A 23,646-nucleotide genomic window follows, 5' to 3' on the forward strand; every position below is an offset into this window, starting at 1 on the left:
CCACAGCTGGTCGCCCAGACGATGGGAAGTTCCCAGGGTCTCGGCGACCAGGTGTGGTCTCAGCGGGTCGGGGGCGGTGCAGCGGCCAAGTCAGCGCGCATCGCAGTGGCGAACGTCTCCCCGTGGACGTGGCCGGCGTCGAAGTGGATGCCACACCACAGCGACCCACGGTAGGAGACCGCGGCCACGCCCAGCCGCACGTTCGCCGCGAGCACCGCGACCGGCCACACCGACAGCACGGGTGCTCCGGCAAGGCTCAGGGCTCCCCGCGGCCCGGGGACGTCGGTGACGAACCCGTCGACGAGCGTCTGCCGCGCGGCGACGCGGTCCATGATCCGCGCGCCGATGGGGCCGCGCATCAGTTCGAGGGTTCCCTGCGCGCGTGCCTGCACCTTCTCACGGCGGGTCCGTGCCGCGATGGCGGCCAGTCGCGCCTCGGGTGTCATGTCCGACAGCGGGAGCGCGACCAGCATGACGCCGACCTGGTTGCGGGCGGCGCCGCGCCTGGCCAACGCGACCGGGATCGAGACGGTGACTTCCCGAGGTGCCGGCAGGCCATCCGCGGTGAGCAGCGCCCGATAGCCGGCCGCGACCGCCGAGAGCAGCACATCGTTCACGGTGGCGCCGTGCTCCGCCCCGCGTGCGCGAAGCGTCGCAACGTCCGCCCGGCAGAACGCGACGCCGTGGGTCGCGCTGCGCTCGCCGGTCAGCACCGTCGCCCCGGTGCCACGCCCGGCGACGGTGGCGACGATGCGCCGCAGGGCGACCAGCGCGCGGCGTACATCCCAGGGCGTCGCACTGCGGTCGTCCGCGACGGCAGGCGGCGACTCGGCATCCCGCGCTCCGGGCGCGGCGAACAGCCGGCGGACCAGCTGCACGGCGGCTGCCCCGTCTGCGATGGCGTGGTGGATGCGCAGGATGAACGCGGCACGCCCCGCGCCCGCGCCGGGCAGCAACAGCAGTTCCCAGAGCGGGCGATCGCGCGGCAAAGGTTCGCTCATCAGCTGCGCGCACCGCTGCTGCAGGTCGCCGAGATCGGCCAACGGCGGCAGCAGCCGAACGTGCGCATCCAGGTCGGGGGCGCGGTCGCTCCAGCCGTGCCGACCCCGCCGGTCCGTGGCGAGCACTTGGCGCAGTTCCGGGATCTCGACGACGCGCTCCGCGAGGTCGGCGCGCAGCAGGGCGAGGTCGACGGAGCCGTCCCCGCCGAGAAAACCGCCGGGTTCCGCGACGCCGGCGATGAGGAACACGTTCACCTGCCCCGCGTGGTCGAGCACGAGGTTCGCCGCGTCAACCCGCGCGAGTGTCTGCCACGGCATCCGCTCTCCCCTCCGTCAATTGCACCCACCCACACTCTGGCCGACAGGCGGCGGCGTTGCGATAGTGGATTCATGGCCACCGCGCCCAGACTTCCCACGCCGGCCGAACTTCGCGCCTGCCTGGCGGAGTCGCCGCGGACCGTGACGACAGCGGTGGGACCGGTCGAGTATGCCGAACGCGGGGATGGCGAGCCGGTGCTGTCCATCCACGGCACGCTCGGCGGGTGGGATCAGGGACTCGTCTCCGCGGAGTTCCTTCGTGTGAACGGATTCCGCATCATCGCGCCGAGCAGACCCGGGTACCTGGGGACGCCGCTGGCGAGCGGCCGCACCTTCGCCGAGCAGGGCGACGCGCTCGCGGCACTGCTGGACGCGCTCGACGTCGACAGCATCATCGTGCTCGCGCTCTCCGGCGGCGGCCCCGCCGCCTACGAACTGGCAGCCCGCCACCGCGACCGGGTGGCGCGCCTCGTTCAAGTGGACGCCGTGTGCATTCCCGGCCGGATACCGCGCGCGGCGGTACGCATCGCCGCACGCGACGGTCTCGCCAAGGCGCAGCTCTGGCTGCTGCGCCATGCACCGAAGACGACCCTGGCCGCCCTCCTCCGCATGAGCGGCATAGACAGCGGCAAGATCGTCGCCCGACGCGCCGCGGCACTCGCTGCCGTTCCGGGCCGCATTGCGCCGCTGGAGGTGACGCTTCAGGCGTCGCTCGGCGCGGCGCGGCGCCGCCAGGGGCTGGACAACGACCTCATGCCGTTCACTCCCGCACCGGTGGCGCGCATCAGGTGCCCGACGCTGATCGTGCACGCCCGCTCGGACAGGAACGTCCCGCCGGTCAATGCCGAGTACGCCCACGAGCGCATCGCCGGCTCCGAGCTGTACTGGATGGACGGCTCCCACGTCGCGTTCGCCCTGGAGGCCGCCGACACGGCGCCGGCGTACGTGGTGAACTGGCTGCGCGGGAGCGAATGAGCCCGGAAATGCAGAAAACCCCCGGCATGACCGGGGGTTTTCTTGGGTGGTGACCCCAGCGGGATTCGAACCCGCGTTACCGCCGTGAGAGGGCGGCGTACTAGGCCGCTATACGATGGGGCCGTTGCGACAACCGTTAAAGTATGCCACGGCGTGCATGATGCGACCAAATCGGGGCGGGCCGGGTTGCCCCCGGGCGTGTCGCGGGGTTGACTCGACTCATGCGAGTGACCAAGCACGAACACGCGTGCCTGCGCCTGGAGCGCGACGGCAAGACGCTGATCATCGACCCCGGCAGTTTCACCCTCCCCCTCACAGACGTCAAAGGGCTCGTGGGAATCGTGGTGACGCACGAGCACGCCGACCACTGGACACCCGATCACCTCGATCGGCTGCTGGCTCTCGCCGCGGACACCCCGATCTTCGCCCCGGCGGGGGTGGCCGCGGCCGCCCCGGGGTACGACATCACCGTGGTCTCCCCCGGCGACACCGTGACGCTCGAACCGTTCACCCTCACGTTCTTCGGCGGCCGTCACAACGTCATCCACGAGTCCATCCCCGTCGTCGACAACGTCGGGGTGCTCGTCAACGACGAGTTCTACTACGCCGGCGACTCGTATGCCGTGCCGAAGGGCGCCGATGTACGCCTGCTCGCGGCGCCTGTCGGAGCGCCCTGGCTCAAGATCGGCGAGGCGATGGACTTCGTCCTGGCCGTCGGGCCACGTCGTGCGTTCGCCACCCACGACATGACGCTGTCGCGGGTCGGCCTGCAGATGGGCCGCGCCCGGCTGAAGTGGGCCACCGAACAGGGTGGCGGTGAGTTCTTGGAGCTCGAGCCGGGCGGGACTTTCGACCTCTGACCCTTGAAACGACGGATGCCGCGGGGTCCTGCCCCGCGGCATCCGTCTATCCGGTGTGTACCGATGTCACTGCGCGTCGAGATCGGTCTCCAGCAGCTGCGCCAGCTCGTCCAGCGCCTGCTCGGCGCCGTCACCCTCGGCCTTCAGCGTCACGACGGTGCCGTGCGAAGCACCGAGACCCATGAGCGACAGGATGCTGCCCGCGTTGAGGTCGGGCCCGCCGTCGACCGCGATCGTCACCGGGACGCTCTTTTCCTGCACCGCCTGAACGAACAGCTTCGCGGGGCGAGCGTGCAGCCCGGAGCTGCTGGCGATGGTGGCCTGGCGTTCTGCCATGGTGTCCTCCTAGGGGATCTCAAACGGTCGCCGGAGCCTGCGCGGCAGGCGCCGCTTCGGCTTCGGCGAGTTCTTTCGGGGCAACCCACTTCTTCAGGGCTACGACGATAAGCGCAGTCACGACGGTACCTGCCGCCAGCGCCACCAGGAACCCCCAGATGGGGTCGATGGCGAAGAAGACGAAGATCCCGCCGTGGGGCGCTCGGGACTCGACAGCGAAGATCATACTCAACGCGCCCGTGACCGCCCCGCCGACCATCGACGCCGGGATCACGCGCAGCGGGTCTGCCGCGGCGAACGGGATCGCGCCCTCGGAGATGAACGATGCACCCAGCAGCCACGCAGCCTTGCCGTTCTCGCGTTCGACCGGAGTGAACAGCTGGCGGCCGAGCACGGTGGAGGCCAGGGCCATCGCCAACGGCGGCACCATACCGGCGCACATGACCGCGGCCATGATGAGGTACGGCGTGGTGTTCGTCGCCGAGGCGGTGCCGAGGCCGGCGACGGCGAACGCATAGGCGACCTTGTTGACGGGGCCCCCCAGGTCGAAGCACATCATGAGCCCGAGGATCACACCCACCAGGACGATCAGCCCGGTGGCGGCGAGATCGTTCAGACCGTTGGTCATCTGCTCCATGAGCCAGGCGATGGGCCGGCCGAGGAAGAGCACCATGAGCCCCGATGCCACGATCGACGCGACCAGCGGGATGATCACAACCGGCATGAGCCCGCGCAGCCACCGAGGGGCGTCCAGCTTGCCGATCCACCACGCGACACCACCGGCCAGGAGACCGCCGACGATACCGCCGATGAACCCCGCGTTCATCAGCAGTGCGACAGCACCCGCGACGAAGCCGGGCGCGATACCCGGCCGATCGGCGATCGCATAGGCGATGTACCCGGCGAGGGCAGGTACGAGGAAATTCATCGACGTACTGCCGATCATGAAGGCGACCGAGCCCAGGTATTGCCCGAGCCCGCCCGCGGGCAGCTGCCAGAGCGAGTTCTCGATGATGACGGATGCCGCGTCGTTGCTCACCTCGTAGCCGCCGAGGAGGAAGCCCAGCGCCATCAGCAGTCCGCCGCCGGCGACGAAGGGGATCATGTAGCTGACACCGGTCAGCAGCCAGCGCTGGATGCGGGCACCCACGCCGGGTCGCTCGGATGCCGTGTCGGCGGAGCTGCTCGTCGCAGTCGCGGTCACCCGCTGGGCGCCGGGGTCTTTCGCCGCGGCGACCGCCTCTTCGATCATCTGGGCAGGCTGCTCAATGCCGCGTTTCACGCCGGATCGCACGAGCGGTTTGCCGGCGAACCGCTGGGGCTCCCGCACGTCGACGTCGGTCGCGAAGATCACGGCATCCGCCTGATCGATCACGTCCTTCGGGAGGGCCTTGTAGCCGCTGGAGCCCTGCGGCTCGACGATGAGATCGATACCCGCCTTGTTGCCTGCAGCAGTGAGGGCGTCGGCCGCCATGAAGGTGTGGGCGATGCCGGTCGCGCAGGCCGTCACCGCGACGATGCGCGCCGGGCGCCCGTCGACGGTCAGCTCCGGGGCGACACCCCCGGTGGATGCCGCCACGGCCGCGGGGGCAGCGACGGTCGGCTCGGTGGCCGCGGCGGCGGTCGTCGCGGCGGTCGCCCCAGTCGCCGTTGCTGCGGGGGCCGTGGCGTCCGGCTCTTCCCCGATCGCCCGCCGCACGATGTGCACGACCTCGTCAGGGGTGGCCGCCGCGCGCAGGCCCGAGGTGAACTCCTCCTGCATGAGGGACCGGGCGAGCCGAGAGAGCACGGCCAGATGCGCCTCCGCGGCGCCCTCGGGGGCGGCAATGAGGAACACCAGGTCGGCGGGGCCGTCGGGCGCGCCGAACGGCACCCCGGGAGACAGCCGGGCGAAGGCGAGCGAGGGCTCCGAGACCGCGGCGCTCTTGGCGTGCGGGATCGCGATGCCACCGGGCAGCCCGGTCTCATCCTTCTGCTCTCGCGCCCACGCATCGGTGAACAGTGCGTGGGTGTCGCTTGCGCGCCCCTGAGCGACGACCCGCGCCGCCAGCGCGCGGATCACCGACTGCTTGTCGTTTCCCAGGGACTCGTCGAGGCTGACCAGTTCTGGGGTGATTGTCTGGGTCATGATGACCTCCAGGTGTTGCGTGATTGGGTCAGGTTTCCAGGGCACGAACCGGCACATCTCCGGTGGGGAGATCCAGCGGTGTCGGGGCCTGCGTGCCCGGCAGGGTGGCTGCCGCAGCGCCGTAACGGATGGCGCTGCGCAGCCTTTCGTGTGGTTCAGCGGCGGATACGTCTGCGATCAGGTAGCCGGCCAGCGAACTGTCCCCGGCGCCGACGGTGCTCTGCACCCGGATCGTCGGCGGCGTCCCCGCCCAGACGGCATCCGGTGTGATGAGCACGGCCCCGGCGCCGCCCAGGGTCACCAGCGCAGCTCCGACGCGAGTGGGCACGAGCCCACGCGCGATCGTGGCTACCGAGGAGACCAGGTCGACGGCCGGGTCGAGAGTCACGCCGGCGAGTTCGGCCAGTTCGTGCTCGTTCGGTTTGATCAGGTCGGGCCGGGCGCGTTCGACGACGGCCCGCAGCGCGGGGCCGGACGTGTCGACCGCGATGCGCGGCGCCCCACTTCCCCAGCGTGATCGCACCGCATCGATGACGTCGACATAGAAGTCGTCGGCCACCCCGGGCGGCAGCGACCCGGCCAAAACCAGCCAGCGGGCGTCGGCACAGGCGCTGACGACGGCGGCGGTGACCGCAGCGGCATCCGCTGCGGTCAACTCCGCGCCGGGAAGATTGATCTTCGTGGTCACGCCGGCGGGATCGGTGATGGTCACGTTGGCGCGGGCGTGCCCGGCGACGGGCACCAGGCTGCTGGGGAGTGCCGTGGTCTGCAGTGCAACGGCGAAGGGGTCGTCGTCAGCGAGGGGCAGCACCGCACGAGTGGGGACTGCGGATGCCGCGACAACGCGGGACACGTTGATGCCCTTGCCGCCCGCATCCTCCCGCGCAGCGCGGGCCACCTGCACCTGACCCACCTGCAGCGGGTCGGCGAGCACGACGGTCCGGTCGAGCGAGGGATTCGCAGTGAGGGTGACGATCATGCGGTCCACACCTCCGTTCCGGCTTCATCCAGTGCCACGGCGAGTCCCGCTTCGGGAGCACGGTCGGTGGTGAGGATGTCGATGTCCTCGAGCCCTGCGAATCCCACCAGCAGCTCCGCATCGAATTTCTCGGCATCGGTGACCAACACCACACGGCGCGAACTGCGCACGATGGCCCGCTTCACGCTCGCCTCGTCGGGGTCGGGGGTGCTCAGCCCGAACGCGGCAGACAGCCCGTTCGTGCCGATGAACGCGACGTCGGGGCGCAGTTCCTCGATCGCGCGGACGGTGTGTGCGCCGACCGCGGCGGCGGTGAGACCGCGCACGCGCCCGCCGATGACGGTGAGCGAGATGCGGGGCGACCCGGCGAGGCTGCTGGCGATCGACATGGCATGGGTGACGACCTCGGCGGAGCCGCCGGTTTCGGCGAGCCTGGTGGGAAGGAGCGTCGCGACAGCAGCGGTCGTGGTGCCCGCGTCGAGGAAGATCGACCCGCGGAATCCGTCGCCGAGGACATCGAGTGCCCGACTGGCGATCGCCAGCTTCGCGGCACCGCGCTGGGAGGAGCGTTCCGCGAGCGAGGGTTCGACCACGCTGGTGCGACCGCGCGCGACGGCGCCGCCGTGCACGCGGCGCAATGCGCCCGAGCGCTCGAGCTGGTCCAGGTCGCGGCGCACCGTCTCAGTGGTGACGCCGAAGCGCTCGGCGAGGTTGACCACGGCGACGCGCCCGTCCTGGGAGACCAAATGCTCGATCAGCCGGTGGCGCTCCATTGCATACACGTCCGTTCCTTTCCCTGAATTCCCACACGATACAACACAAACACAGATGATCTCAAGACCCCGCCTGCGATTCTGTGGGGGTTGTGGATCGGGTACAAGAAACTCGGTCTCATGCGCTGTGGCACTTAGTTCCGCCATGCAGATTCTGTCGAATGTCACCGCGCGGCATGTGGTGACTGCTACTTTCGGGCGACCCGACGGCATCCGTCACCGCGTTCACCCGGACGCACCGACGCACTGCGATCCACCCTGTGCCATCGGGCGTGCCCGAACCCGCCTGCCCGCAGGCGCGAACCCTGGAGTCTCAATGTCGAGAACCACGACGCACACCCATGGCCTGGGGATGCGTATCACCGTCGTCGTGCTGGCAGCGTTGCTGGCCGCGATGACGGTCATGTACCTGCTCACCGTGCACCGTCTCAGCGACGGCGCCTCCCAACTCGCGGCCGGCGCGTCGCAAGCAGACGACGGCTCGCAGCGACTGGTCGACGGCGCCGCCACCCTGTCTTCGGGCGCGCAGACGCTCGCTGACGGTGCCGCCGAACTCGACGCCGGCGCCGCCACCGCCGCGACGGGAGCCGAGTCCCTCGCCACCGGCGCGGTCTCGGCCGCCACGGGAGCTGCCACGCTGGCAGACGGTGCTGCTTCGCTTTCCACAGGTGCCGAGTCGGCGGCATCCGGAGCGTCCCGGGTGTCTTCGGGCGCATCGACGGCCGCCGCCGGCGCGGGGCGTCTGGAGAGCGGAGCCCGCGACGCCGCGGTAGGCGCCAACACTCTCGCCACGGGAGCCGCGGATGCCGCTGCGGGGGCGTCCGTACTCGCCGGAAAGACCGCGAGCCTGGCCGCCGGCGTGGTGGCTGCGCACGGTATCGCGACCGAGCGTCTCCTTCCCGGAGCGCAAGGCATGCTCGACACGCTCAACGCCCGAATCACCGCTGACGTCTCCACACTGGCCGGCAACGGCGAAGCGCTCGCCGGGCTGGCTGCAGCCGCGCCTGTCAACAGCGCGGCGCTTAACGCGGGATTGCAGACGCTGAAGACGGAGGTCACGAACCTGCCCGACGCGGCGTTCGCAGACCCCGATGTGAAGCAACTGCTCGCCGAGACCCTCGCCGACCTCACCCGGCTGTCCGAGGGCGTCAACACGCAGACCAACTTGATGGCCCGCCCGACCGCGGCAGCGCCCCAGCTCGCGGCAGGCATCCTCGCAGCCCGCGATGGCGCTCAGCAGCTCGCCGGTGGCCTCGGTGTTCTGGTCAACGGTAACGATGCAGAGTGGCCGGGCACGATCGCACTTGCCGACGAGAAGGCAGGCGCACCCGCCCTCGCCGCGGGAGCATGGGACCTCGCCGCCGGCAGCGCAAAGGTCAGCGTCGGCGCGGAAAGCCTCGCCACCGGTGTGCGGTCGCTGTCCGACGGCGCAACCACGTTGGCATCCGGTACCCGCACGCTCGCCGGCGGGGCTTCGACCCTCGACGCCGGCGCGCAGAACCTCAACGCGGGCGCGGGTCGTCTGCTGACCGGTGCGGGTGACCTCGCCACCGGCACGGGCACCCTGTCCGAGGGCGCCGGATCACTGTCCGAAGGCGTCTCCACCCTGGCCGCCGGCTCCACCGCCGTGGCCGACGGTGCCGCAGACCTCGCCGCCGGCGGTGATGAGCTTGCCACCGGTGCCGCGTCGCTCGCGGATGGCAACATGCAACTGGCTGCGGGCTCGGATGAACTGCACACCGGCGCGTCGACGGCCGTACCCAACCTGATGCCGTGGATGCTCGGCATCGGACTCGCAGGTCTCATCGCCCTGGGGTTCTGGGTCGGTCACCGCATCAATCACCGCAACAGCGCCGTGGCCGCCACGGCCTGAATCGCCTCACCCCCTGGGGCGTCGGCTCTGGTCGACGCCCCAGGAAAGGCGGCGCTGCCGCGATCCGACCCGGTCAAGCCGTCGGCGGGGAGTCCGGCTCCCCGACCCACACCTCGACATGGTCGCCACGATGGATGAACCGCAGTAGCGTGCCGACGGGCGCGTCGAAGTCCGACTCGGGGAACTCTGTCCCCAGGAGCATGTCGATCATGGGATCGAGTCCGCCCCGCCCACAGCTGTAGCCGAGGAATGCCTCATCCCGCGCGACGAAAAGACAGTCCCCGCCGAGGTGCGCGGCGGCGGCGTAGGCATCCATCCCCTCGTAGGAGCCATAGACGGTCACCTCGGCGTCCGATGCAATGCCGAGGTAGTCGAGCATGCCGCTTCTGGTGAGGAACTCGGGGGCCGCGGCCGCATCATCCAACACCGGCAAGACCGCCTCGGGTCGAGCCTGCGCCGCCAGTGTCGCGATGCCTGTGAACGCCGCGGCGAGTACGGTCACTCCCACGACGGTCGACAGCGGGTGACGGTGCCCGAAACGGCGGATGCGAGTGAGAGTCCTCGGCTCCACGGGTGCGGAAACGGATGCCGGCGGTATCGACTTCCATCCCGTAGCAGCCGCGGTCAACGCTGAACCAGGCTCGTCCTGCACGGCGAACTCAGGGATCGCTGTGACGACGGCATCCGGCTCGGCGCCGACTGGCGCAGCTTCGGTGCGATGCCGCGTCGGCACTGCGGCACGCTCGAGTTCGTGCAGTCGCGCCAGCGCGGCGGCATCCGCCCCGATGTCGGCGGCGGGGCCATACGCGCGGCGCCGCAGGGCCGCGAGCTCCGCAGTCTCGGCGGGCGTCATCGTCCGGGTCTCCACGGGCCCATTATGTCGGGAGCGCGACGCCGCTCGCGCGAGACGCCCTGACACCTCAGGACCGCGGCAGAGCCGGGCGCTAGCCTCGGGTCATGGCAGACATGCCCCGCGCCGACATCACCGTCGATACCGCCACCGTGGCCTCCCTCGCCGCCATCGCCCGCGCGTCGGTGCCCGACGCACCCGCAGACGACCCGGTGTGGCTCGTGAACGGCTGGGACTGCAGCATGTGGCGGTGGGGTGAGCATCTGGCCCTGCGCGTGCCGCGCCGGGAGATCGTGGTGCCGGCGGTGCTGAGCGAGCAGCGATGGCTGCCGATTCTCGCACCCGCGATCGACCGGGATGGGGTGCGATTGTCTGCGCCGATCTTCGCGGGTGAACCGACCGCACGCTTCCCGTGGCCGTGGTCGGTGGTGCCGTGGATCGATGGCGCGTCCGCGATGGCCGAGGCCCGGTCGGATCGCACCGCGTGGGCTGCACAACTTGCCGAGACGATTGCCGCTCTGCACGTTCCGGCCGACGCCGCCGCACCGCACAATCCCTACCGCGGCGGCCCACTGTTCGAGCGGGACGCCGGGGTGCGTGCCAACCTCGACGCCCTCGCCGCCGTCACCGATGGCGATGCCCGCATGCTGTGTCGGCTGTGGGAAGAGGGAGTCCGGGCGTCTCCGTGGGCCGGCGCACCGGTATGGGTTCACGGCGATCTGCACCCCGGGAACCTGGTCATCAGAGACGGGAGGCTGGCGGGCGTGATCGATTTCTCCGACCTCACCGCCGGCGACCCCGCCTACGACCTGGCGGTCGCCTGGCTCGCATTCGACGAGGCCGGACGCGAGATCTTCACGCGCGCGCTCGCCTACGACGCCCACACCTGGGTGCGATCGCGCGCGTGGGCGGCGGCCATCGGCGCGATGCTCATCGCGCACAGCGACGATTCCCCGGAGTACCGGGCACTCGGTCGCGAGATCGTGGGCGAATTGCGGAACAGCAACGCCCGTTAACGAGAAAACCCCGGCTCACCGGGGGATTCCCAAATTGCTGCGATACCTGGACTCGAACCAAGAACAACGGTAGGGCGTCGAGGTGACGACTCCCCCATCGTGTTGCCGCATGATTCCGCGGATTTCCGCGGTTTTCATGGGCTCGTTATAACGGCTGGCACCGGCGTGAACGGGCTGATCCTGGGTCGTTTGAGGGTTTCTGGTCTCGTTTCTGGTCACGGTGGCGGGGTGACCTCCGAGGCCCTCGCGAGGTCACGCCGACGATGGACAGGGCGCCTTTTGTCGAGCCATTCGACGCGGATGAGATCCGCCGGGAAGCCAGGAACTATTCACTCACGGAGCATCAGCGCAAATGGGATGCGCCATTCAAGTCCAGAACCGCGCCGGAGGCCCATTGAGCTTGCGGTGACGTTAGGTACATCACTGCGGCAGCGATCTCGTCAGGAGTACCCACCCGCCCGAAGGGACTTTGCGCGCGGATACCGTCGCCCCCCTCCCCCGCCAGGGCCGAGGCCTGCCGCTCGGTGCTGATGAAGCCGGGGGCAACGGTGGTCACGCTGATGCTGTGCGGCGCCAACGCAACTGCCATCGACTGGCCAAACGCATGCAAGCCGGCCTTCGCTGCGCCGTAGGCAGGGAAGTCGGGCTCACCACGGTTCGCGCCGCGAGAGCCGACATTGACGATCGCGCCGGGGCGATCTGCCGCAATGAGGCTCTGCGCCACGAGGTAGGTCACGTTAGTGGCAGCGAGCAGGTCGACGTCGATCATCCGTCGCCAGATGTCCACCCAGGTGCTGTAGTCGGTGTCTGCAACGCGGTGGGAGGTAGCGGCGGTTGGGGCGAGTGCCGCATTGTTCACGAGGACCTCGATGGTTCCGAGGGCCTCGTTTGCTTCCTCGAAAACACTCTGCGCTGTCGCAGGGTCCGAAAGATCCCCAGCGACGAGGACGTGGCCGTTCCCCTCGAGCTCCTGGAGAGTGCGCTCCGCTGCGGTGCGATCGCGACCGTAATGCACGGCGACACGGTCGCCCCGCGCACTTGCGGCCACGGCGATTGCGCGTCCGATCCCTCGGGATGCTCCCGTGACGAGCGTGGATGCCATAGGTCGTGTCTCCTTATTGTTCCGACGCATTGAAGTTCAGGAAGATCGCCGGAGCCTGACCCGATTTCCCGGACGGTTCTTGTGTGTTGATCATGCCGCGATTTCGGTGGCCGGGTTCGGGGCCGCGCCGCCAGCGCGCCATCTCAAGCGCGTCGACGACGAGCTCGGCGGTGATCCGGTCGCTGATCGACCAGCCCACGATTCGGCGGCTGAACGCGTCGATGACGGCGGCGCAGTAAACCCACCCGTCGCGGGCGCGGTGCTGCGTGATATCGCAGAACCAGAGCCGGTTAGGCGCATCCGCGCGGAACCGCCGCTTCACGAGATCCTCGTGCGCCGCGGTGTCCTGCTTCCAGCCACGGCGCTTGCGCCGATGCGAGACACCGACCATCCCGCCGAGCCGCATCAGCCGTGCGACGCGTTTGCGGCCGACGTGAACACCGAGTCCGAGCCGCAGCCGCGCCACCAATGCGGTTGACCCTGCAGCCGTCGTCGACGAGCTCGTGGAGGGCGATCCTGCGTTCGACCAATCGTTTGCCGACGATAGACGGCACGACGTCACCCCGGCCTCCCTGCACGCTGAGCACCGCCGGGTGGGTCGACGGGTACAACGCCAGACGTCTGCATTCGGCCCTCGACAACGTCCGCCCGACGAATTCGAGGCCGCGTACCACGCTGGCCACAAAACGCCAGTCCAACCCGTGCTGGCACCCGCATAGGAGCGCAAAGAACCGGGAACGGTTCGCGCTGAGCAGCATATGTAGCCACCGAATTCCCCATCCGTGGCTATCATCCGTGAATATATGGTGTGGTTAGCACACACTTTCACCGGGTTCGAACGGAACCCGCGAGGCTGGGACGGGAACCGCCTTGGTAACTCTCTTGGGGCGTCGCGCAGAGGGCGACGCGGTCGACCACTTGCTCGTCGGGGCGCAGGCCGGCCGCAGCGGGACGCTGGTGGTGCGAGGTGAAGCCGGCATCGGCAAGACCGCATTACTCGAGCATGCCCGTTCCCTTCCATGGGCGCGTCTCGGAGCCGGTCTTGAGGGCGAGCGCCGATAAGCTGACCCTCCACGGGTCCGTGGTCCTGGGAGGGCGTGCCCGTTGCCTAGTCGGAAACAGTTTCTGGACCTAACTCACGGCGTGGTCAGCCAGTTCGTCAGTCGCTCGAACGATATCGATGGCCTGTGGGGTGTGGGTATCCTGTCGAAATCCCTCTCGGACGCATCCAAGAATGACATCACTTATGACCTCCTGAACTCGGCTGATGCACTCGCGGCTCGGGCGGTCATCTGGCTTCGTCGAAGGATCGTGGATACGCAGGTGCCCCGGCAGTGGATCGATGGCGCGTATCTGCGCGTGAGCTTCACGCGTGGCGTGGAGCCGCCCGCTGACGACGTCACTCGCATTGCCTGGGAAGCCGGTGTCCCGGTCCACAGGGTCGTCGTCACCGCGACGATCACCGACGACCGAGGACGCGACTGGGAGTCAAAAGCCACGACATGGTGCTGGGATGTGGCCGCTTTCCCCGCGCTGCGCTCGGCGCGACGCGAGCGCGGCACGTTTGCGCGTCTCACCCGCCTCTTCCAGCCTGCCCGTCGCGGCAGCTAGCGACGGGGACCAGCGCCCGGCCTCAGGACCGTCTCGGGCGGGTGCAGCTCAGCGATCCTCGTTCGAACACCCGCAATGACCCGATCGCGGGCGGCCCGGCGACGTCGCCGGAACACTTGATCTTGATCTGCGACCGGCTTCTGCAGAAGTGTTGGGTTACTCGTGAGGAGCACGATCGTCTGAATCGTGCCGGTGCCAGTCTTCAATGGGACGCACCAGATGGTGACGGGTGGGCTCGTTACCGACGCGCGGAGGTTGTCGCCCATCGCCTCCCGCCGGGCGATCACGGGATCCGCGATTGACCGCAGTCGTGCCGGATCCGCATCGAACGGCGGCTGAGTATCTACAAGACCAGACCCACCAAGGTGATGACCACGGTCAGAACGACCGCCGCGCCACTGACTCGTCCGCGGAATCGGGCCGGAATCAGCACGGCGGTCAACGTCAGCACGAAGACGCCGACCAACGCGAATGGTGCGGCCACCGCGAGGCTGTAAAGGGCGATGGACCCGGGGTCAAGAAGATCGATCAGCATCCAGGCAATTCCACCCATGAGCACCATGAGGCCGACGGCGAAGAGCGGCGCGACCACGCGCGGTTGGCGGAACGCGTGCTGAATCGCGATCGCGCTACCTCCGAACAGGGCCCCACCGGCAGACCAGGTAGCCAATAGTCCCGCGACGCTGGCGAGTTCCGACCCGGGCACGGTGAGACTGACGATGCTCCCGGCCACGAGGGCCACGGCACCCGTCAAACCGGCGGGAGCCGGCCACCGGCGGAAGAACAATTGCCACGTGAGGGCACCGTTCATTGCCCTCACGGACGGAAACGCGGGTTCAGCCAAGGATCTTCCTTACGCAGCTTCGGCCCCAGCATGCCTCGCATGTGCGAACCGGGCTCCCCTGGGGGCGGAATCATCTCGATGGCACTGAACACGATCACTTCCTGTTGTGCCGTGTCAGTGCGCGGATAGATCGTCTCGCGCCACTGCCATACGGCGAGGGCCTGCGCTTGGCTTGCCTCTGGAGACATCATCCAACGGACGACATCCGGAAACAGCAGATGCGCCAGCACCTCACCATCGTTGTCGTCGAGACTCTCTTGAAGCAGCGGGCGCAAGAACGGAAACTCGAAGAAGAGCGCCCCAGCGAGAGCGACATTGCTGGCATTCACCGCAAAGCTCTCCGCTCGCTCGCTCATGAGACTATTCGCACTTGCCTGTCACCTTATTCGGCGTCCGACAAGATTGGGAGACTACGACGAATACGCCAAGAAGAGACCTCGCGCCACGGCACGGGGAGAGGCTTGCGTCGACCGCGAACTCCGCGGATGCGCTGATCGCGTATCTGGCGTGCCCCAGGCAGGTGCAGGGTGCACGCCCCGCGTGGCTGATGGTTCCGGTGGTCAGTCTCCTGCTCGGCGCGCCGCAGGGCATCGAGCAGATCCCGCCCATCGCGGAGATTATCGCCCGCCACCCCACCAAGGAGGGATCTCATGCGCGCCGGACCACCGCGGCCCCCGTGACAGACCACGCGTGACCACGCACCGCGACGCGGAGGTCCATGCGGCTCAGCCTGGGACCGCGAGCTACCGCCGGATATAGTGCCGCGCAGGAGGATCGGCCTACGGACGGCCGCGCGGGTTCAACCTCGTCCTTGACAGCCATGTACATTTCGACTTATGAGCTCACGACGCTTCGTGGCACCGACCCTGGTCGCGACCGTACTGTTCTTGACATCGTGCTCGGCAGCCGAGTTCGCGCGCGAACAGACTGCAGAGGATCGGCCAGATTCTGTCGTCGACGGGTCCGCCGGCGAAGTCGACGTCGCGACTCTTCGTCACGTCGGAAAGGCAGATGAGTACGACGTCTATTTCGCGCGCGGATCTGACGACAGCGGCAAGCTGTGCCTCTCGCTCGTTCTTGATGAGGTGTGGCAGAGCACGGACTGCGAGCGTGACTATGTATCCGTCGAGATCAGCGACAGCGCAAGCGTCGCGGCCGAGATCAACCACCGTGGCGGGGAAGGTCGGGAAATGCTCTCCGAGAACGTCTGGATCAGCCGGAAATAGCTACAAAGCAGCGGACGCTGGTGTGTACGGGTAGGGATCCCCTTGCGTGCATAGCTCGATCGAGGCAGGGTGCACGAATTGGGCGGACTCGGGCGCAGACTGGGCGGACTTTCGCTCCGGCGTCGCCTCCAGCAAGATCACCGCGTGCGGCACACTCGCTCGTGCGCATTGGATGCCCTTGATCACCCACCGCGATTCTGGGTTGTGACTTGGACGTATCGAGCATCAGAAGCCCTCGCGCCGAAAACGATGGTTGACCGGTTGAGACCACCATCGTTTTCGCGGACATGGAACGTCAAGCGACGCGTAGGGCTGCCAGCCATGTGTCGCGGTGGGAGCGCACGTAGTTGTCTACCGCCGACCAATGATCGCCATGGCCGGCGGTGAACATTGATGCCCAGGGTTCCTCGCCAGCGTCGTGAGATGTGCTCAGCAGATCGTGCATTGCGGTCGTGCGCTCACCCATGGTGTCGGGGAGGAGACGTCGCGTACGGTCGTCTGCGCGGTAGCCGTCGACGAATGCTGCGAGGTCGCTCGCGGCCCGGAGCGGGTCGCGGGTTGGCTCGGAGAGCGTGAATGCCTGTGCGGAGTAGGCCAAGTCCCAGGCGCGGGTGCTGGGAGCGGCCGCGTCCCAATCGATAAACACCCATCGGTCGCCGACCAGCAGGTTCCAGGGAGCGAGGTCGTTGTGGCAGACGAGTTCCGCGGCGGGCGCGGGTATCGCTGTTTCCCAGATGGCGTCAGCCGGCGGTGTATACGTTTCGCTCGCATCGTGGATGGCTCGCACCATCGCTCCGACCCGGTGAAGGTCCGCTCGAGAAAGCGGATCGGCGTCGATAGCGAGCACTCCGGGAACAAACTCTTGTATCTGTCGCCCCGCGTCGTCCCTCCCCATCGGAGCCGGTGCATCCACCCCGGCTGAACGGAGTGCATCTACGAAAGCAACGACGCTCCCCGTCGAAGCCGCCCAAGGCTTGCGAACAGTGTCGCCAACTCGAACAACGGTGTCCCCGCTCGCATTGCCACCCGTCAAGGGTTCCTCTTGAGTCACGCAACCTCCCAACCTCACTGTGACGCACAGTAGCCCGATATCGACCGGGGTTCGAAACCGGTCGGCTTCGTTGGTCGCGCTTTTATCGAGCGAGCTGCCATCCGGGCGGCACGCCAAGGTCGTGGCGTCGCCCACGGATCGAGTGATTGCGTCGCGCTCCGCGGCGACGTCAAGCAGCGATACAGCGCGAGCTCGATGACATTGAGGAGTCTCTCCAATCCCCAGAGTTCGAACGTCACGCTGTCTACGGCGTCCATGCGCAGTAGGTGCGCACGGCGTCGACCCACCACTCGAAGGAAACCGGAGCGAAGTCCAGCCAGTCGAGGCACTCCGCCACGACACATCGTTGGATGGGTCAAAGTGATGGCATTGCGATGACGTGATCAAGGGCTCCTTAGCACGCGCTCACGTCATCACGAAAGTCAAGGGCATACGTCGCGTATATGACGGCGGAACCGTCGGGATGGTAGTCATGGGTCGAAGAGATCTCGGCAAGAAAGCGGAAACCACTTCGTTCGGCCACCCGCACTGAAGCAGTGTTCAGGGGTTGCGCGCGGATAATGGCTCTCTTGCCGATGTTCATACCCGCAAGGTAATCGCAAAGCAGAAGCACGGCAGATGTTGCTACGCCCCGCTGGCGTGCCCAAGGATGAATGGCATAGGAGATATTGACGTCGCCGGCGGCTGGCAGGTCGTCGGCGCCAGGGTCGAAGTCGATATAGCCGGCGAGCTTGCCCTCCAACCAAACTCCGAATCCGCGTTTACCGGTGGCGCGGCTGGCATTGTCCGCCAGCATCGCAAAGTGCCGACGCGTCGAATCATGGGTTGCTGGCTGCCCAGACAGCCACCGAACTACCTCGTCGTCCTCGCCCGCGTTGTGTGCGTCGACGTCTACGCCGGTAAGTGGCCGCAGTTCGATCATGAGCACAGATTACCGTTGGAGACGCCTGCGCCTCCGTCAAGTGTCATCAGCAAACCTGGGCCGGAATATGCACACCGCACTGATGCGATGAGGGTTCCGCCTAAGGGACCCGCAGCGTCGCCGTGCCGCTAAAGACAACTGCGTTGGACCCACACTTTTGCGAGACAGTCAGGAAGGGTCGGGTGTCTCCTAACCTGACTGTCTCAAAACGCATGCGATTCGACACGGAGCGATCGCAGAACACCGCCAAAGAGCGCTGAACTCCGCACGACCTGCCACTACGGCGCCGGCGTACAGCGCGTCGCGCCCAGACGACCCGACCGCAGCAATGCCCGATGATCGCCCCCGAAACGAGCGCCGCGTGAGTCAGCGCTGATCCACAGCCGCACCAACGTCCGCGGGCGCCGCCGGAGATCGTGTCGCGAGCATCCCGTCGCGATATCGTGCAGCTCACCGGCGTCGTCGCGTATCCGCCCGCGGGCGCGATACCGCCCGTGGGCGAGCGTGGTGATCTGCACCGCGCCCACCTCCCCGGCGGGGATCCGCGGCCTAGGCATGCCGGTGCTCCCGGGCCCAGGCAAACACGTCAGCCGGGTCGTAGCGCACGTGCCGGCCGAGCTTCAGGTACGGCGGACCGTGGTGGGTGAGCCGCCAGTCCTCCAGCGTGCGTTCGGGCACTTGCAGGAGCTCGGCGATCTCCGTCTGGGTCTTGAACCCGAGGGGGCCGACTGTCGATGCGTCCATGCTCGCAAGGTGCGCCGGATTGTTCCGGGGCAACCCGTACGGCACCGTGTTCCCGCGTGGCAATCGGGACGCTACTACTCCGCGAGGATGCTCGCGCGAGTATTTGGTCTCGTTTCTGGTCTCCGGGCCGTTTCGGCCGCTCAGATGACTCTGAAACGAGGTGGGATTCTGTGGCGGAATCCTGCGGATTTTCTTGCTGGGGTACCTGGACTCGAACCAAGAACAACGGTACCAGAAACCGCCGTGTTGCCAATTACACCATACCCCATCGGTTTGAAGTCGCCCTCGCACCGAAGATCAAGCTTAGCGGATCGGCGGCCTGGGCACCAATCCGCGCGGGTCAGCCAGCCCGATTGACCAAGGCACCCAGGCGACGCATCGTCTCGGCCTTGCCGAGCAGCTCCATCGACTCGAACAGCGGCGGCGACACGCGGCGGCCGCTGAGTGCGACCCGCAGCGGCCCGTACGCGATGCGCGGCTTCAGCCCCAGTCCCTCGATCAGCGCCGAGGCCAGGGCTTCCTGCACCGCGGCGGTCGTGAACGACTGCTCCGGAACGAGCTCGAGTGCGCTCACCGACGCGATCAGCACTTCGTTCGCGTTCGCCGGCAGACCCTTGAGCGCGTCGTCCTGGTAGGTGATCTCGTTCGTGAAGAGGAAGCCGAGCAACCCGGGCACGTCACCCAGCAGCTGCACCCGCTCTTGGACGAGCGGGGCGGATGCCGTGATCATCTGCTGCTGCTCGGGGGTCGGCGGGTCCGCGACGACACCCGCCGAGACGAGGTACGGCACGATGCGTGCGGCGAAGTCTGCGGCATCCAGCATGCGGATGTGGTCGCCGTTGATCGACTCGGCCTTCTTCTGGTCGAAGCGCGCCGGGTTGGGGTTGACGTCGGCGATGTCGAAGGCTGCAATGAACTCCTCGAGCGAGAACACGTCGCGGTCGTGCGAGAGCGACCAGCCCAGCAGGGCGAGATAGTTCAGCAGCCCCTCGTGGATGAAGCCGCGCTCACGCTGCAGGAACAGGTCGGCCTTGGGATCCCGCTTGGAGAGCTTCTTGTTGCCCTCCTCCCCCAGCACCAGCGGCATGTGACCGAAGCGCGGCACGAAGGTGGTGACCCCCGCGTCGATGAGCGCGCCGTACAGGGCGAGCTGGCGTGCCGTCGAGGGCATGAGGTCCTCACCGCGGATGACGTGGGTGATGCCCATGAGGGCGTCGTCGACCGGGTTGGTGAAGGTATACAGCGGCTGACCGCCGGCGCGCACCACGACGAAGTCGGGGAACGAACCAGCCGGGAAGGTCACTTCGCCGCGGATGAGGTCGACGTAGGTCAGATCCTCGTCGGGCACCCGCAGGCGCCAGGCCGGCTCGCGGCCCTCGGCACGGAACGCGGCCTTCTGCTGGTCGGTGAGGTCGCGGTCGTAGTTGTCGTAGCCGAGCTGCTTGGCGCGACCGTTGGCCTCGTTGCGAGCATCGATCTCTTCGGCCGTCGAGTACGACTCGTACACCGCGCCGGATGCGATCAGCTGCTGCAGCACGCCGGCGTAGATGTCGCCGCGCTGGGACTGGCGGTACGGCGCGTGCGGGCCGCCCTTCTCCACACCCTCGTCCCAGTCGATCTCGAGCCACGTGAGCGCGTCGACGAGCTGGCGGTAGCTCTCCTCGCTGTCACGGGCGGCGTCGGTGTCTTCGACGCGGAAGATCAGCTTGCCGCCGGTGTGGCGCGCGTACCCCCAGTTGTAGAGGGCCGTGCGGATCATGCCGACGTGCGGCAGGCCGGTGGGCGAAGGGCAGAAGCGGACGCGAACGTCGGCGCCGGCAGCGGTCGTGGTGCGGGGGTCTGGTGTAGACATCGCCTTCCAGCTTAGTTCTCGGCCGCCTCGGCCAGCGGCGCTCCTTTCGAGCGCCGCCCCGCCGGGGACAGCACGACCACGACGGCGACGGCGGCAAGGGCGACCAGCGCGAGTCCGCCGTACCCGATGAACCCGAGCACGCCGCCGGCGGCGATCGCGCCGAACGCGCCGACGAGGTTCATCGCCAGGTCACTGCGACCCTGCCGCTGGGTTCGTCGCGACTCGCTGGAGGACTCGGTCAGCAGTGCCGAGCCGGCGACGGTCGAGGCGCTCCAGCCCAGTCCGAGCAGTACGAGGGCGATGGTCACGAGGGTCGTCGAGCTCTGGCCGAGCGCGGCCACGATCAGGGAGAGCGTCAGCAGCCCTTGCCCGAGCAGGATCGTCGGCACTCGACCGGCGCGGTCGGCGAGAAATCCGAACAGCGGTGACAGCGCGTACATCCCGGCGATGTGCAGGCTGATCGTGAGCCCGACGATCGACAGCTCGGCGCCGTGGTGCATCAGATGCACCGGAGTCATCGACATGACCGCCACCATCACGCCGTGGCTCGCCGCGATCGCGGTGATCGCGTAGCGGGCGGCGGTCGGTTGATCGGCGCGGACGATGGCGCGCGCCACCGACGACGCCTCCCCCGCCAACCGGTGCGCCAGCAGCAGTGGGTCGGGCCGCAGCGCGACGAGGTACAGCGCCACCCCCAGCAACTGCGCGGCCACGGTGAACAGGTACGGTCCGGTCAGCTCCGGCATCCCCACCATCGCTCCCAGCGCCTCACCCGGTCCGACGAGGTTCGGGCCGAGCACCGCGCCGATCGTGGTGGCCCACACCACCAGCGACAGGTCGCGGCCGCGCGAAGCATCGGTGGCCAGGTCTGTGGCAGCGAAGCGGGACTGCAGGTTCGCCGCCTGCCCGGCGCCGATGAGCGCGAACGCCAGCAGCAGCAGCGGGAAGACGTCGAGCAGGACCGCCACTATCACCATGCCCACCCCGAGCAGGGCGATCAGCATGCCCGCCGACAGCGACAGGCGCCGGCCGCGGCGTGCCGCGAGCGAGGCGAGCGGCACCGCCAGCGCCGCAGCGCCCAGGGTCACCGCCGCCGCAGCCAGCCCCGACAGCGACTCGTCGCCGGACATCTCGGCGGCCAGCACCGCGCCCAGCGAGATCGTCGCGCCGAAGGCGATGCCGCCGAGCACCTGCCCGATCGCCAGCACCCCGATGGTGCGGCGCCGGATACTGTCGAGGTTCAGCCCGTCGGCACGGGTGGGTTCAGGCATCCCGCACGGGGTTGCGCAGAATCCCGAGCCCGGTGATCTCCACCTCCACGACGTCGCCCGCGACAAACGGGCCGACCCCAGCCGGCGTGCCGGTGAGGATGACATCGCCGGGCAGCAGTGTGAAGGCCGCCGAGGCGTAGGCGATCACGTCGGCCACCGAGTGCACCATGTCGGCGATGGCGCCGTCCTGGCGCACCTCGCCATTGACACGGGTGACGACGCGGGCGTCGCCGGCGGGATCGAAGTCGGTCTCGATCGCGGGGCCGAGGGGGCAGAACGTGTCGAAGCCCTTCGCGCGCGCCCACTGGCCGTCGCTCTTTTGAAGATCCCGCGCGGTGACGTCGTTGGCGATCGTGTAGCCGAATACGTAGTCCAGTGCCTTGTCGGCCGGGACGTTCTTGGCGACGCGTCCGATGACGGCGGCCAGTTCACCTTCGAAGTCGGTGCGCTCGGACTGCACCGGGCGCACGATGGTGTCGCCGGGACCGATGACCGAGGTGTTCGGTTTGAAGAACAGCAGCGGCGCGGCAGGAGCCTCGCCGCCCATCTCGGCGGCGTGGTCTCGGTAGTTCTTGCCGACGCACACGATCTTCGACCGCGGGATCACCGGGGCAAGCAGCGTCACCTCGGACACCGGCACCCGCTGGCCGGTGGTCTCGAATCCGGCGAACAGCGGATCGCCGGCGAGTACGACCAGATCGGTCTCGTCGACGATGCCGTAGGTGATGACGTCCTGGTGGCTGAAGCGCGCAATTCTCACTCGCCCAGCTTAGAGGCGTGTGCTCTCCGCGTCAGGCGTCCAGGCGCATGAGCCAGCCGTGACGGTCTTCGACGCGGCCGTACTGGATGTCGGTGAGCTCCTGGCGCAGGGACAGCGCGAGCTGGCCGGTCGGCTGCTCGTCGATGAAATCCGAGCCCTTGAGCTGCCCGATCGGGGCCACCACGGCGGCGGTGCCGCAGGCGAACACCTCGACGATGTCTCCGGATGCCACCCCCGCCCGCCATTCCTCGATCGGAACGTCGCGGCCGACCACGCGGTGCCCGCGATCGGAGGCCAGCTGCAGCAGGGAGTCGCGGGTGATGCCCTCGAGGATCGAGTCGGACTGCGGCGTGACCAGGGTGCCGTCCTTGTAGACGAAGACGATGTTCATGCCGCCGAGCTCTTCGACGTTGCGGTCCTGGTCGAGGAACACCACCTGGTCGCAGCCCTGCTCGTATGCCTCGGCCTGCGGCAGCAGGCTGGCGGCGTAGTTTCCACCGGTCTTCGCCGACCCGGTGCCGCCCTTGCCGGCGCGGGCGTAGTCCTCGCTGAGCCAGATCGACACCGGCTGCGCGCCGCCCTTGAAGTACGCCGCGACGGGGCTGGCGATGAGGTAGTACGCGACCTTGTTGGCCGGCCGCACACCGAGGAACGCCTCCTTGGCGAACATGAACGGCCGCAAGTACAGACTCTGGTCCTCGCCGGAGGGCACCCAGTCGGCGTCGACGGCGATCAGTTCGCGCAGCGACTGCAGGAAGTACTCCACCGGCAGCTCGGGAAGCGCCAGCCGGCGCGCGCTGCGCTGCAGGCGGCGCGCGTTCTGGTCGGGGCGGAACGTGTGGATCGACCCGTCAGCGTGACGGTAGGCCTTGATGCCCTCGAACACTTCCTGTCCGTAGTGCAGCACCGCCGCGGCCGGGTCCAGCGAGATGGGACCGTACGGCTGCACGCGCGGGCGGTGCCAGCCGCCGCGCACCGACCAGCAGATGTCGACCATGTGATCGGTGAAGACGGTGCCGAACGCCGGATCGCGCAGGATCTCGGCCCGCTGGGCGGGCGTCTTGGCCGCGAGGTTGCGGGTGCGGGCGAACTCGAGGGGCGCAAGCCCGGCGTCGGAGTCGAGGAGAGTCATGTCAAGTCCTGTCGTGGGGCGC

24 protein-coding genes and 2 tRNA genes are annotated in these 23,646 nt (G+C 68.3%); 7 read left to right on the top strand and 19 right to left on the bottom strand.

The features are described from left to right. Positions 1–59: 59 nt before the first annotated feature. The gene (locus QNO11_RS08345) at positions 60–1,319 is read right to left on the bottom strand and encodes a wax ester/triacylglycerol synthase domain-containing protein (protein ID WP_257508719.1); all 1,260 of its coding nucleotides are present in this window, start codon (positions 1,317–1,319) and stop codon (positions 60–62) included. A gap of 72 nt (positions 1,320–1,391) precedes the next feature. Here QNO11_RS08345 and QNO11_RS08350 point away from each other — a divergent pair, with 72 nt between their 5' ends. Then, the gene (locus QNO11_RS08350; RefSeq protein ID WP_257508718.1) at positions 1,392–2,294 is read left to right on the top strand and encodes an alpha/beta fold hydrolase; all 903 of its coding nucleotides are present in this window, start codon (positions 1,392–1,394) and stop codon (positions 2,292–2,294) included. A 47-nt stretch (positions 2,295–2,341) separates the two neighbouring features. Here QNO11_RS08350 and QNO11_RS08355 read toward each other — a convergent pair. Continuing rightward, positions 2,342–2,417: transfer RNA gene (locus tag QNO11_RS08355), tRNA-Glu, on the bottom strand. Positions 2,418–2,515: 98 nt separating this feature from the next. On the opposite strand from QNO11_RS08355, the gene QNO11_RS08360 reads away from it, so the two are divergent. Beyond that, entirely contained in the window at positions 2,516–3,154 is a 639-nt protein-coding gene (locus QNO11_RS08360; protein ID WP_257508717.1) for an MBL fold metallo-hydrolase, read from the top strand. Positions 3,155–3,220: 66 nt separating this feature from the next. Here the strand turns inward: QNO11_RS08360 and QNO11_RS08365 are convergent, their stop codons facing one another. The 4 genes from QNO11_RS08365 to QNO11_RS08380 are packed head-to-tail and all read right to left on the bottom strand — an operon-like array spanning position 3,221 to position 7,379. Beyond that, positions 3,221–3,490 carry an HPr family phosphocarrier protein gene (locus QNO11_RS08365; protein WP_257508716.1) on the bottom strand — a complete coding sequence of 90 codons (270 nt, stop codon included), beginning with the start codon at positions 3,488–3,490 and terminating at the stop codon, positions 3,221–3,223. Positions 3,491–3,509: 19 nt separating this feature from the next. Further along, on the bottom strand, positions 3,510–5,618 hold the full coding sequence (locus tag QNO11_RS08370; protein ID WP_257508715.1) for a PTS fructose transporter subunit IIABC: 2,109 nt from the start codon (positions 5,616–5,618) through the stop codon (positions 3,510–3,512). Between the two features lie 28 nt (positions 5,619–5,646). Continuing rightward, positions 5,647–6,597, bottom strand: coding sequence for a 1-phosphofructokinase (locus QNO11_RS08375; RefSeq protein ID WP_257508714.1), 951 nt, complete (start codon positions 6,595–6,597; stop codon positions 5,647–5,649). Then, the gene (locus tag QNO11_RS08380; protein ID WP_257508713.1) at positions 6,594–7,379 is read right to left on the bottom strand and encodes a DeoR/GlpR family DNA-binding transcription regulator; all 786 of its coding nucleotides are present in this window, start codon (positions 7,377–7,379) and stop codon (positions 6,594–6,596) included. Before QNO11_RS08380 ends, QNO11_RS08375 begins: the two co-directional genes overlap by 4 nt. A 307-nt stretch (positions 7,380–7,686) precedes the next feature. On the opposite strand from QNO11_RS08380, the gene QNO11_RS08385 reads away from it, so the two are divergent. Further along, complete coding sequence (locus tag QNO11_RS08385) at positions 7,687–9,243, top strand: hypothetical protein (RefSeq protein ID WP_257508712.1); 1,557 nt, start codon at positions 7,687–7,689, stop codon at positions 9,241–9,243. A 73-nt stretch (positions 9,244–9,316) separates the two neighbouring features. On the opposite strand, the gene QNO11_RS08390 is transcribed toward QNO11_RS08385, so the two are convergent. Beyond that, on the bottom strand, positions 9,317–10,111 hold the full coding sequence (locus QNO11_RS08390) for a hypothetical protein (protein WP_257508711.1): 795 nt from the start codon (positions 10,109–10,111) through the stop codon (positions 9,317–9,319). Positions 10,112–10,200: 89 nt separating this feature from the next. Between QNO11_RS08390 and QNO11_RS08395 the strand changes: the two genes are divergently transcribed. After that, positions 10,201–11,109 (top strand): aminoglycoside phosphotransferase family protein, encoded by a 909-nt coding sequence (locus tag QNO11_RS08395; RefSeq protein ID WP_257508710.1) that lies wholly within the window; start codon positions 10,201–10,203, stop codon positions 11,107–11,109. 343 nt (positions 11,110–11,452) lie between these two features. Here the strand turns inward: QNO11_RS08395 and QNO11_RS08400 are convergent, their stop codons facing one another. After that, entirely contained in the window at positions 11,453–12,211 is a 759-nt protein-coding gene (locus QNO11_RS08400; RefSeq protein WP_257508709.1) for an SDR family NAD(P)-dependent oxidoreductase, read from the bottom strand. 13 nt (positions 12,212–12,224) lie between these two features. Next, positions 12,225–13,004 (bottom strand): DDE-type integrase/transposase/recombinase, encoded by a 780-nt coding sequence (locus QNO11_RS16300; RefSeq protein WP_374113811.1) that lies wholly within the window; start codon positions 13,002–13,004, stop codon positions 12,225–12,227. A gap of 89 nt (positions 13,005–13,093) precedes the next feature. Here QNO11_RS16300 and QNO11_RS16280 point away from each other — a divergent pair, with 89 nt between their 5' ends. Both QNO11_RS16280 and QNO11_RS08410 read left to right on the top strand, forming a co-directional pair. Further along, on the top strand, positions 13,094–13,273 hold the full coding sequence (locus tag QNO11_RS16280) for a P-loop NTPase family protein (protein ID WP_350338706.1): 180 nt from the start codon (positions 13,094–13,096) through the stop codon (positions 13,271–13,273). Between the two features lie 81 nt (positions 13,274–13,354). Beyond that, positions 13,355–13,822: a hypothetical protein gene (locus QNO11_RS08410; RefSeq protein ID WP_257508708.1), complete on the top strand. Its 468-nt coding sequence runs from the start codon at positions 13,355–13,357 to the stop codon at positions 13,820–13,822. 343 nt (positions 13,823–14,165) lie between these two features. Here the strand turns inward: QNO11_RS08410 and QNO11_RS08415 are convergent, their stop codons facing one another. Both QNO11_RS08415 and QNO11_RS08420 read right to left on the bottom strand, forming a co-directional pair. Then, positions 14,166–14,666 carry a hypothetical protein gene (locus QNO11_RS08415; RefSeq protein ID WP_257508707.1) on the bottom strand — a complete coding sequence of 167 codons (501 nt, stop codon included), beginning with the start codon at positions 14,664–14,666 and terminating at the stop codon, positions 14,166–14,168. Further along, positions 14,639–15,022 (bottom strand): hypothetical protein, encoded by a 384-nt coding sequence (locus tag QNO11_RS08420; RefSeq protein ID WP_257508706.1) that lies wholly within the window; start codon positions 15,020–15,022, stop codon positions 14,639–14,641. Before QNO11_RS08420 ends, QNO11_RS08415 begins: the two co-directional genes overlap by 28 nt. Before the next feature lie 480 nt (positions 15,023–15,502). Between QNO11_RS08420 and QNO11_RS08425 the strand changes: the two genes are divergently transcribed. Continuing rightward, complete coding sequence (locus QNO11_RS08425; protein ID WP_257508705.1) at positions 15,503–15,892, top strand: hypothetical protein; 390 nt, start codon at positions 15,503–15,505, stop codon at positions 15,890–15,892. Positions 15,893–16,187: 295 nt separating this feature from the next. Here QNO11_RS08425 and QNO11_RS08430 read toward each other — a convergent pair whose 3' ends face one another. From QNO11_RS08430 to QNO11_RS08465, 8 genes are all read right to left on the bottom strand, one after another. Further along, complete coding sequence (locus tag QNO11_RS08430; RefSeq protein ID WP_308211151.1) at positions 16,188–16,739, bottom strand: phosphotransferase; 552 nt, start codon at positions 16,737–16,739, stop codon at positions 16,188–16,190. 598 nt (positions 16,740–17,337) lie between these two features. Further along, positions 17,338–17,865 carry a GNAT family N-acetyltransferase gene (locus QNO11_RS08435; RefSeq protein ID WP_257508704.1) on the bottom strand — a complete coding sequence of 176 codons (528 nt, stop codon included), beginning with the start codon at positions 17,863–17,865 and terminating at the stop codon, positions 17,338–17,340. Between the two features lie 549 nt (positions 17,866–18,414). After that, positions 18,415–18,609 carry a helix-turn-helix domain-containing protein gene (locus QNO11_RS08440; RefSeq protein ID WP_257508703.1) on the bottom strand — a complete coding sequence of 65 codons (195 nt, stop codon included), beginning with the start codon at positions 18,607–18,609 and terminating at the stop codon, positions 18,415–18,417. Between the two features lie 196 nt (positions 18,610–18,805). Further along, positions 18,806–18,877 (bottom strand) — tRNA-Gln (locus QNO11_RS08445). Positions 18,878–18,949: 72 nt separating this feature from the next. Continuing rightward, complete coding sequence (gene gltX / locus QNO11_RS08450; RefSeq protein WP_257508702.1) at positions 18,950–20,461, bottom strand: glutamate--tRNA ligase; 1,512 nt, start codon at positions 20,459–20,461, stop codon at positions 18,950–18,952. A gap of 11 nt (positions 20,462–20,472) precedes the next feature. Next, complete coding sequence (locus QNO11_RS08455; protein ID WP_257508701.1) at positions 20,473–21,732, bottom strand: MFS transporter; 1,260 nt, start codon at positions 21,730–21,732, stop codon at positions 20,473–20,475. Beyond that, positions 21,725–22,492 carry a fumarylacetoacetate hydrolase family protein gene (locus QNO11_RS08460; RefSeq protein ID WP_257508700.1) on the bottom strand — a complete coding sequence of 256 codons (768 nt, stop codon included), beginning with the start codon at positions 22,490–22,492 and terminating at the stop codon, positions 21,725–21,727. The genes QNO11_RS08455 and QNO11_RS08460 overlap by 8 nt, the downstream gene beginning before the upstream one ends. Positions 22,493–22,523: 31 nt before the next feature. Beyond that, a complete protein-coding gene (locus tag QNO11_RS08465) occupies positions 22,524–23,624 on the bottom strand; it encodes a branched-chain amino acid aminotransferase (RefSeq protein WP_257508699.1) in 1,101 nt (366 codons plus the stop codon). Positions 23,625–23,646: the final 22 nt, after the last annotated feature.

Origin of the sequence: Microbacterium sp. zg-B96 (genome assembly GCF_030246865.1) — a bacterium.
Classification (GTDB): domain Bacteria; phylum Actinomycetota; class Actinomycetes; order Actinomycetales; family Microbacteriaceae; genus Microbacterium.

Excerpts from the sequence above, each read along its gene's own strand:
- QNO11_RS08370 (WP_257508715.1), bottom strand. The coding sequence starts at position 5,618 with ATGACCCAGACAATCACCCCAGAACTGGTCAGCCTCGACGAGTCCCTG.
- QNO11_RS08425 (WP_257508705.1), top strand. The coding sequence starts at position 15,503 with ATGAGCTCACGACGCTTCGTGGCACCGACCCTGGTCGCGACCGTACTG.
- QNO11_RS08440 (WP_257508703.1), bottom strand. The coding sequence starts at position 18,609 with ATGGACGCATCGACAGTCGGCCCCCTCGGGTTCAAGACCCAGACGGAG.
- QNO11_RS08350 (WP_257508718.1), top strand. The coding sequence starts at position 1,392 with ATGGCCACCGCGCCCAGACTTCCCACGCCGGCCGAACTTCGCGCCTGC.
- QNO11_RS08385 (WP_257508712.1), top strand. The coding sequence starts at position 7,687 with ATGTCGAGAACCACGACGCACACCCATGGCCTGGGGATGCGTATCACC.
- QNO11_RS08375 (WP_257508714.1), bottom strand. The coding sequence starts at position 6,597 with ATGATCGTCACCCTCACTGCGAATCCCTCGCTCGACCGGACCGTCGTG.
- gltX (WP_257508702.1), bottom strand. The coding sequence starts at position 20,461 with ATGTCTACACCAGACCCCCGCACCACGACCGCTGCCGGCGCCGACGTT.
- QNO11_RS08395 (WP_257508710.1), top strand. The coding sequence starts at position 10,201 with ATGGCAGACATGCCCCGCGCCGACATCACCGTCGATACCGCCACCGTG.
- QNO11_RS16300 (WP_374113811.1), bottom strand. The coding sequence starts at position 13,004 with ATGATAGCCACGGATGGGGAATTCGGTGGCTACATATGCTGCTCAGCG.
- QNO11_RS08360 (WP_257508717.1), top strand. The coding sequence starts at position 2,516 with ATGCGAGTGACCAAGCACGAACACGCGTGCCTGCGCCTGGAGCGCGAC.
- QNO11_RS08465 (WP_257508699.1), bottom strand. The coding sequence starts at position 23,624 with ATGACTCTCCTCGACTCCGACGCCGGGCTTGCGCCCCTCGAGTTCGCC.
- QNO11_RS08400 (WP_257508709.1), bottom strand. The coding sequence starts at position 12,211 with ATGGCATCCACGCTCGTCACGGGAGCATCCCGAGGGATCGGACGCGCA.
- QNO11_RS08420 (WP_257508706.1), bottom strand. The coding sequence starts at position 15,022 with ATGAGCGAGCGAGCGGAGAGCTTTGCGGTGAATGCCAGCAATGTCGCT.
- QNO11_RS08455 (WP_257508701.1), bottom strand. The coding sequence starts at position 21,732 with ATGCCTGAACCCACCCGTGCCGACGGGCTGAACCTCGACAGTATCCGG.
- QNO11_RS08345 (WP_257508719.1), bottom strand. The coding sequence starts at position 1,319 with ATGCCGTGGCAGACACTCGCGCGGGTTGACGCGGCGAACCTCGTGCTC.
- QNO11_RS08435 (WP_257508704.1), bottom strand. The coding sequence starts at position 17,865 with ATGATCGAACTGCGGCCACTTACCGGCGTAGACGTCGACGCACACAAC.
- QNO11_RS08365 (WP_257508716.1), bottom strand. The coding sequence starts at position 3,490 with ATGGCAGAACGCCAGGCCACCATCGCCAGCAGCTCCGGGCTGCACGCT.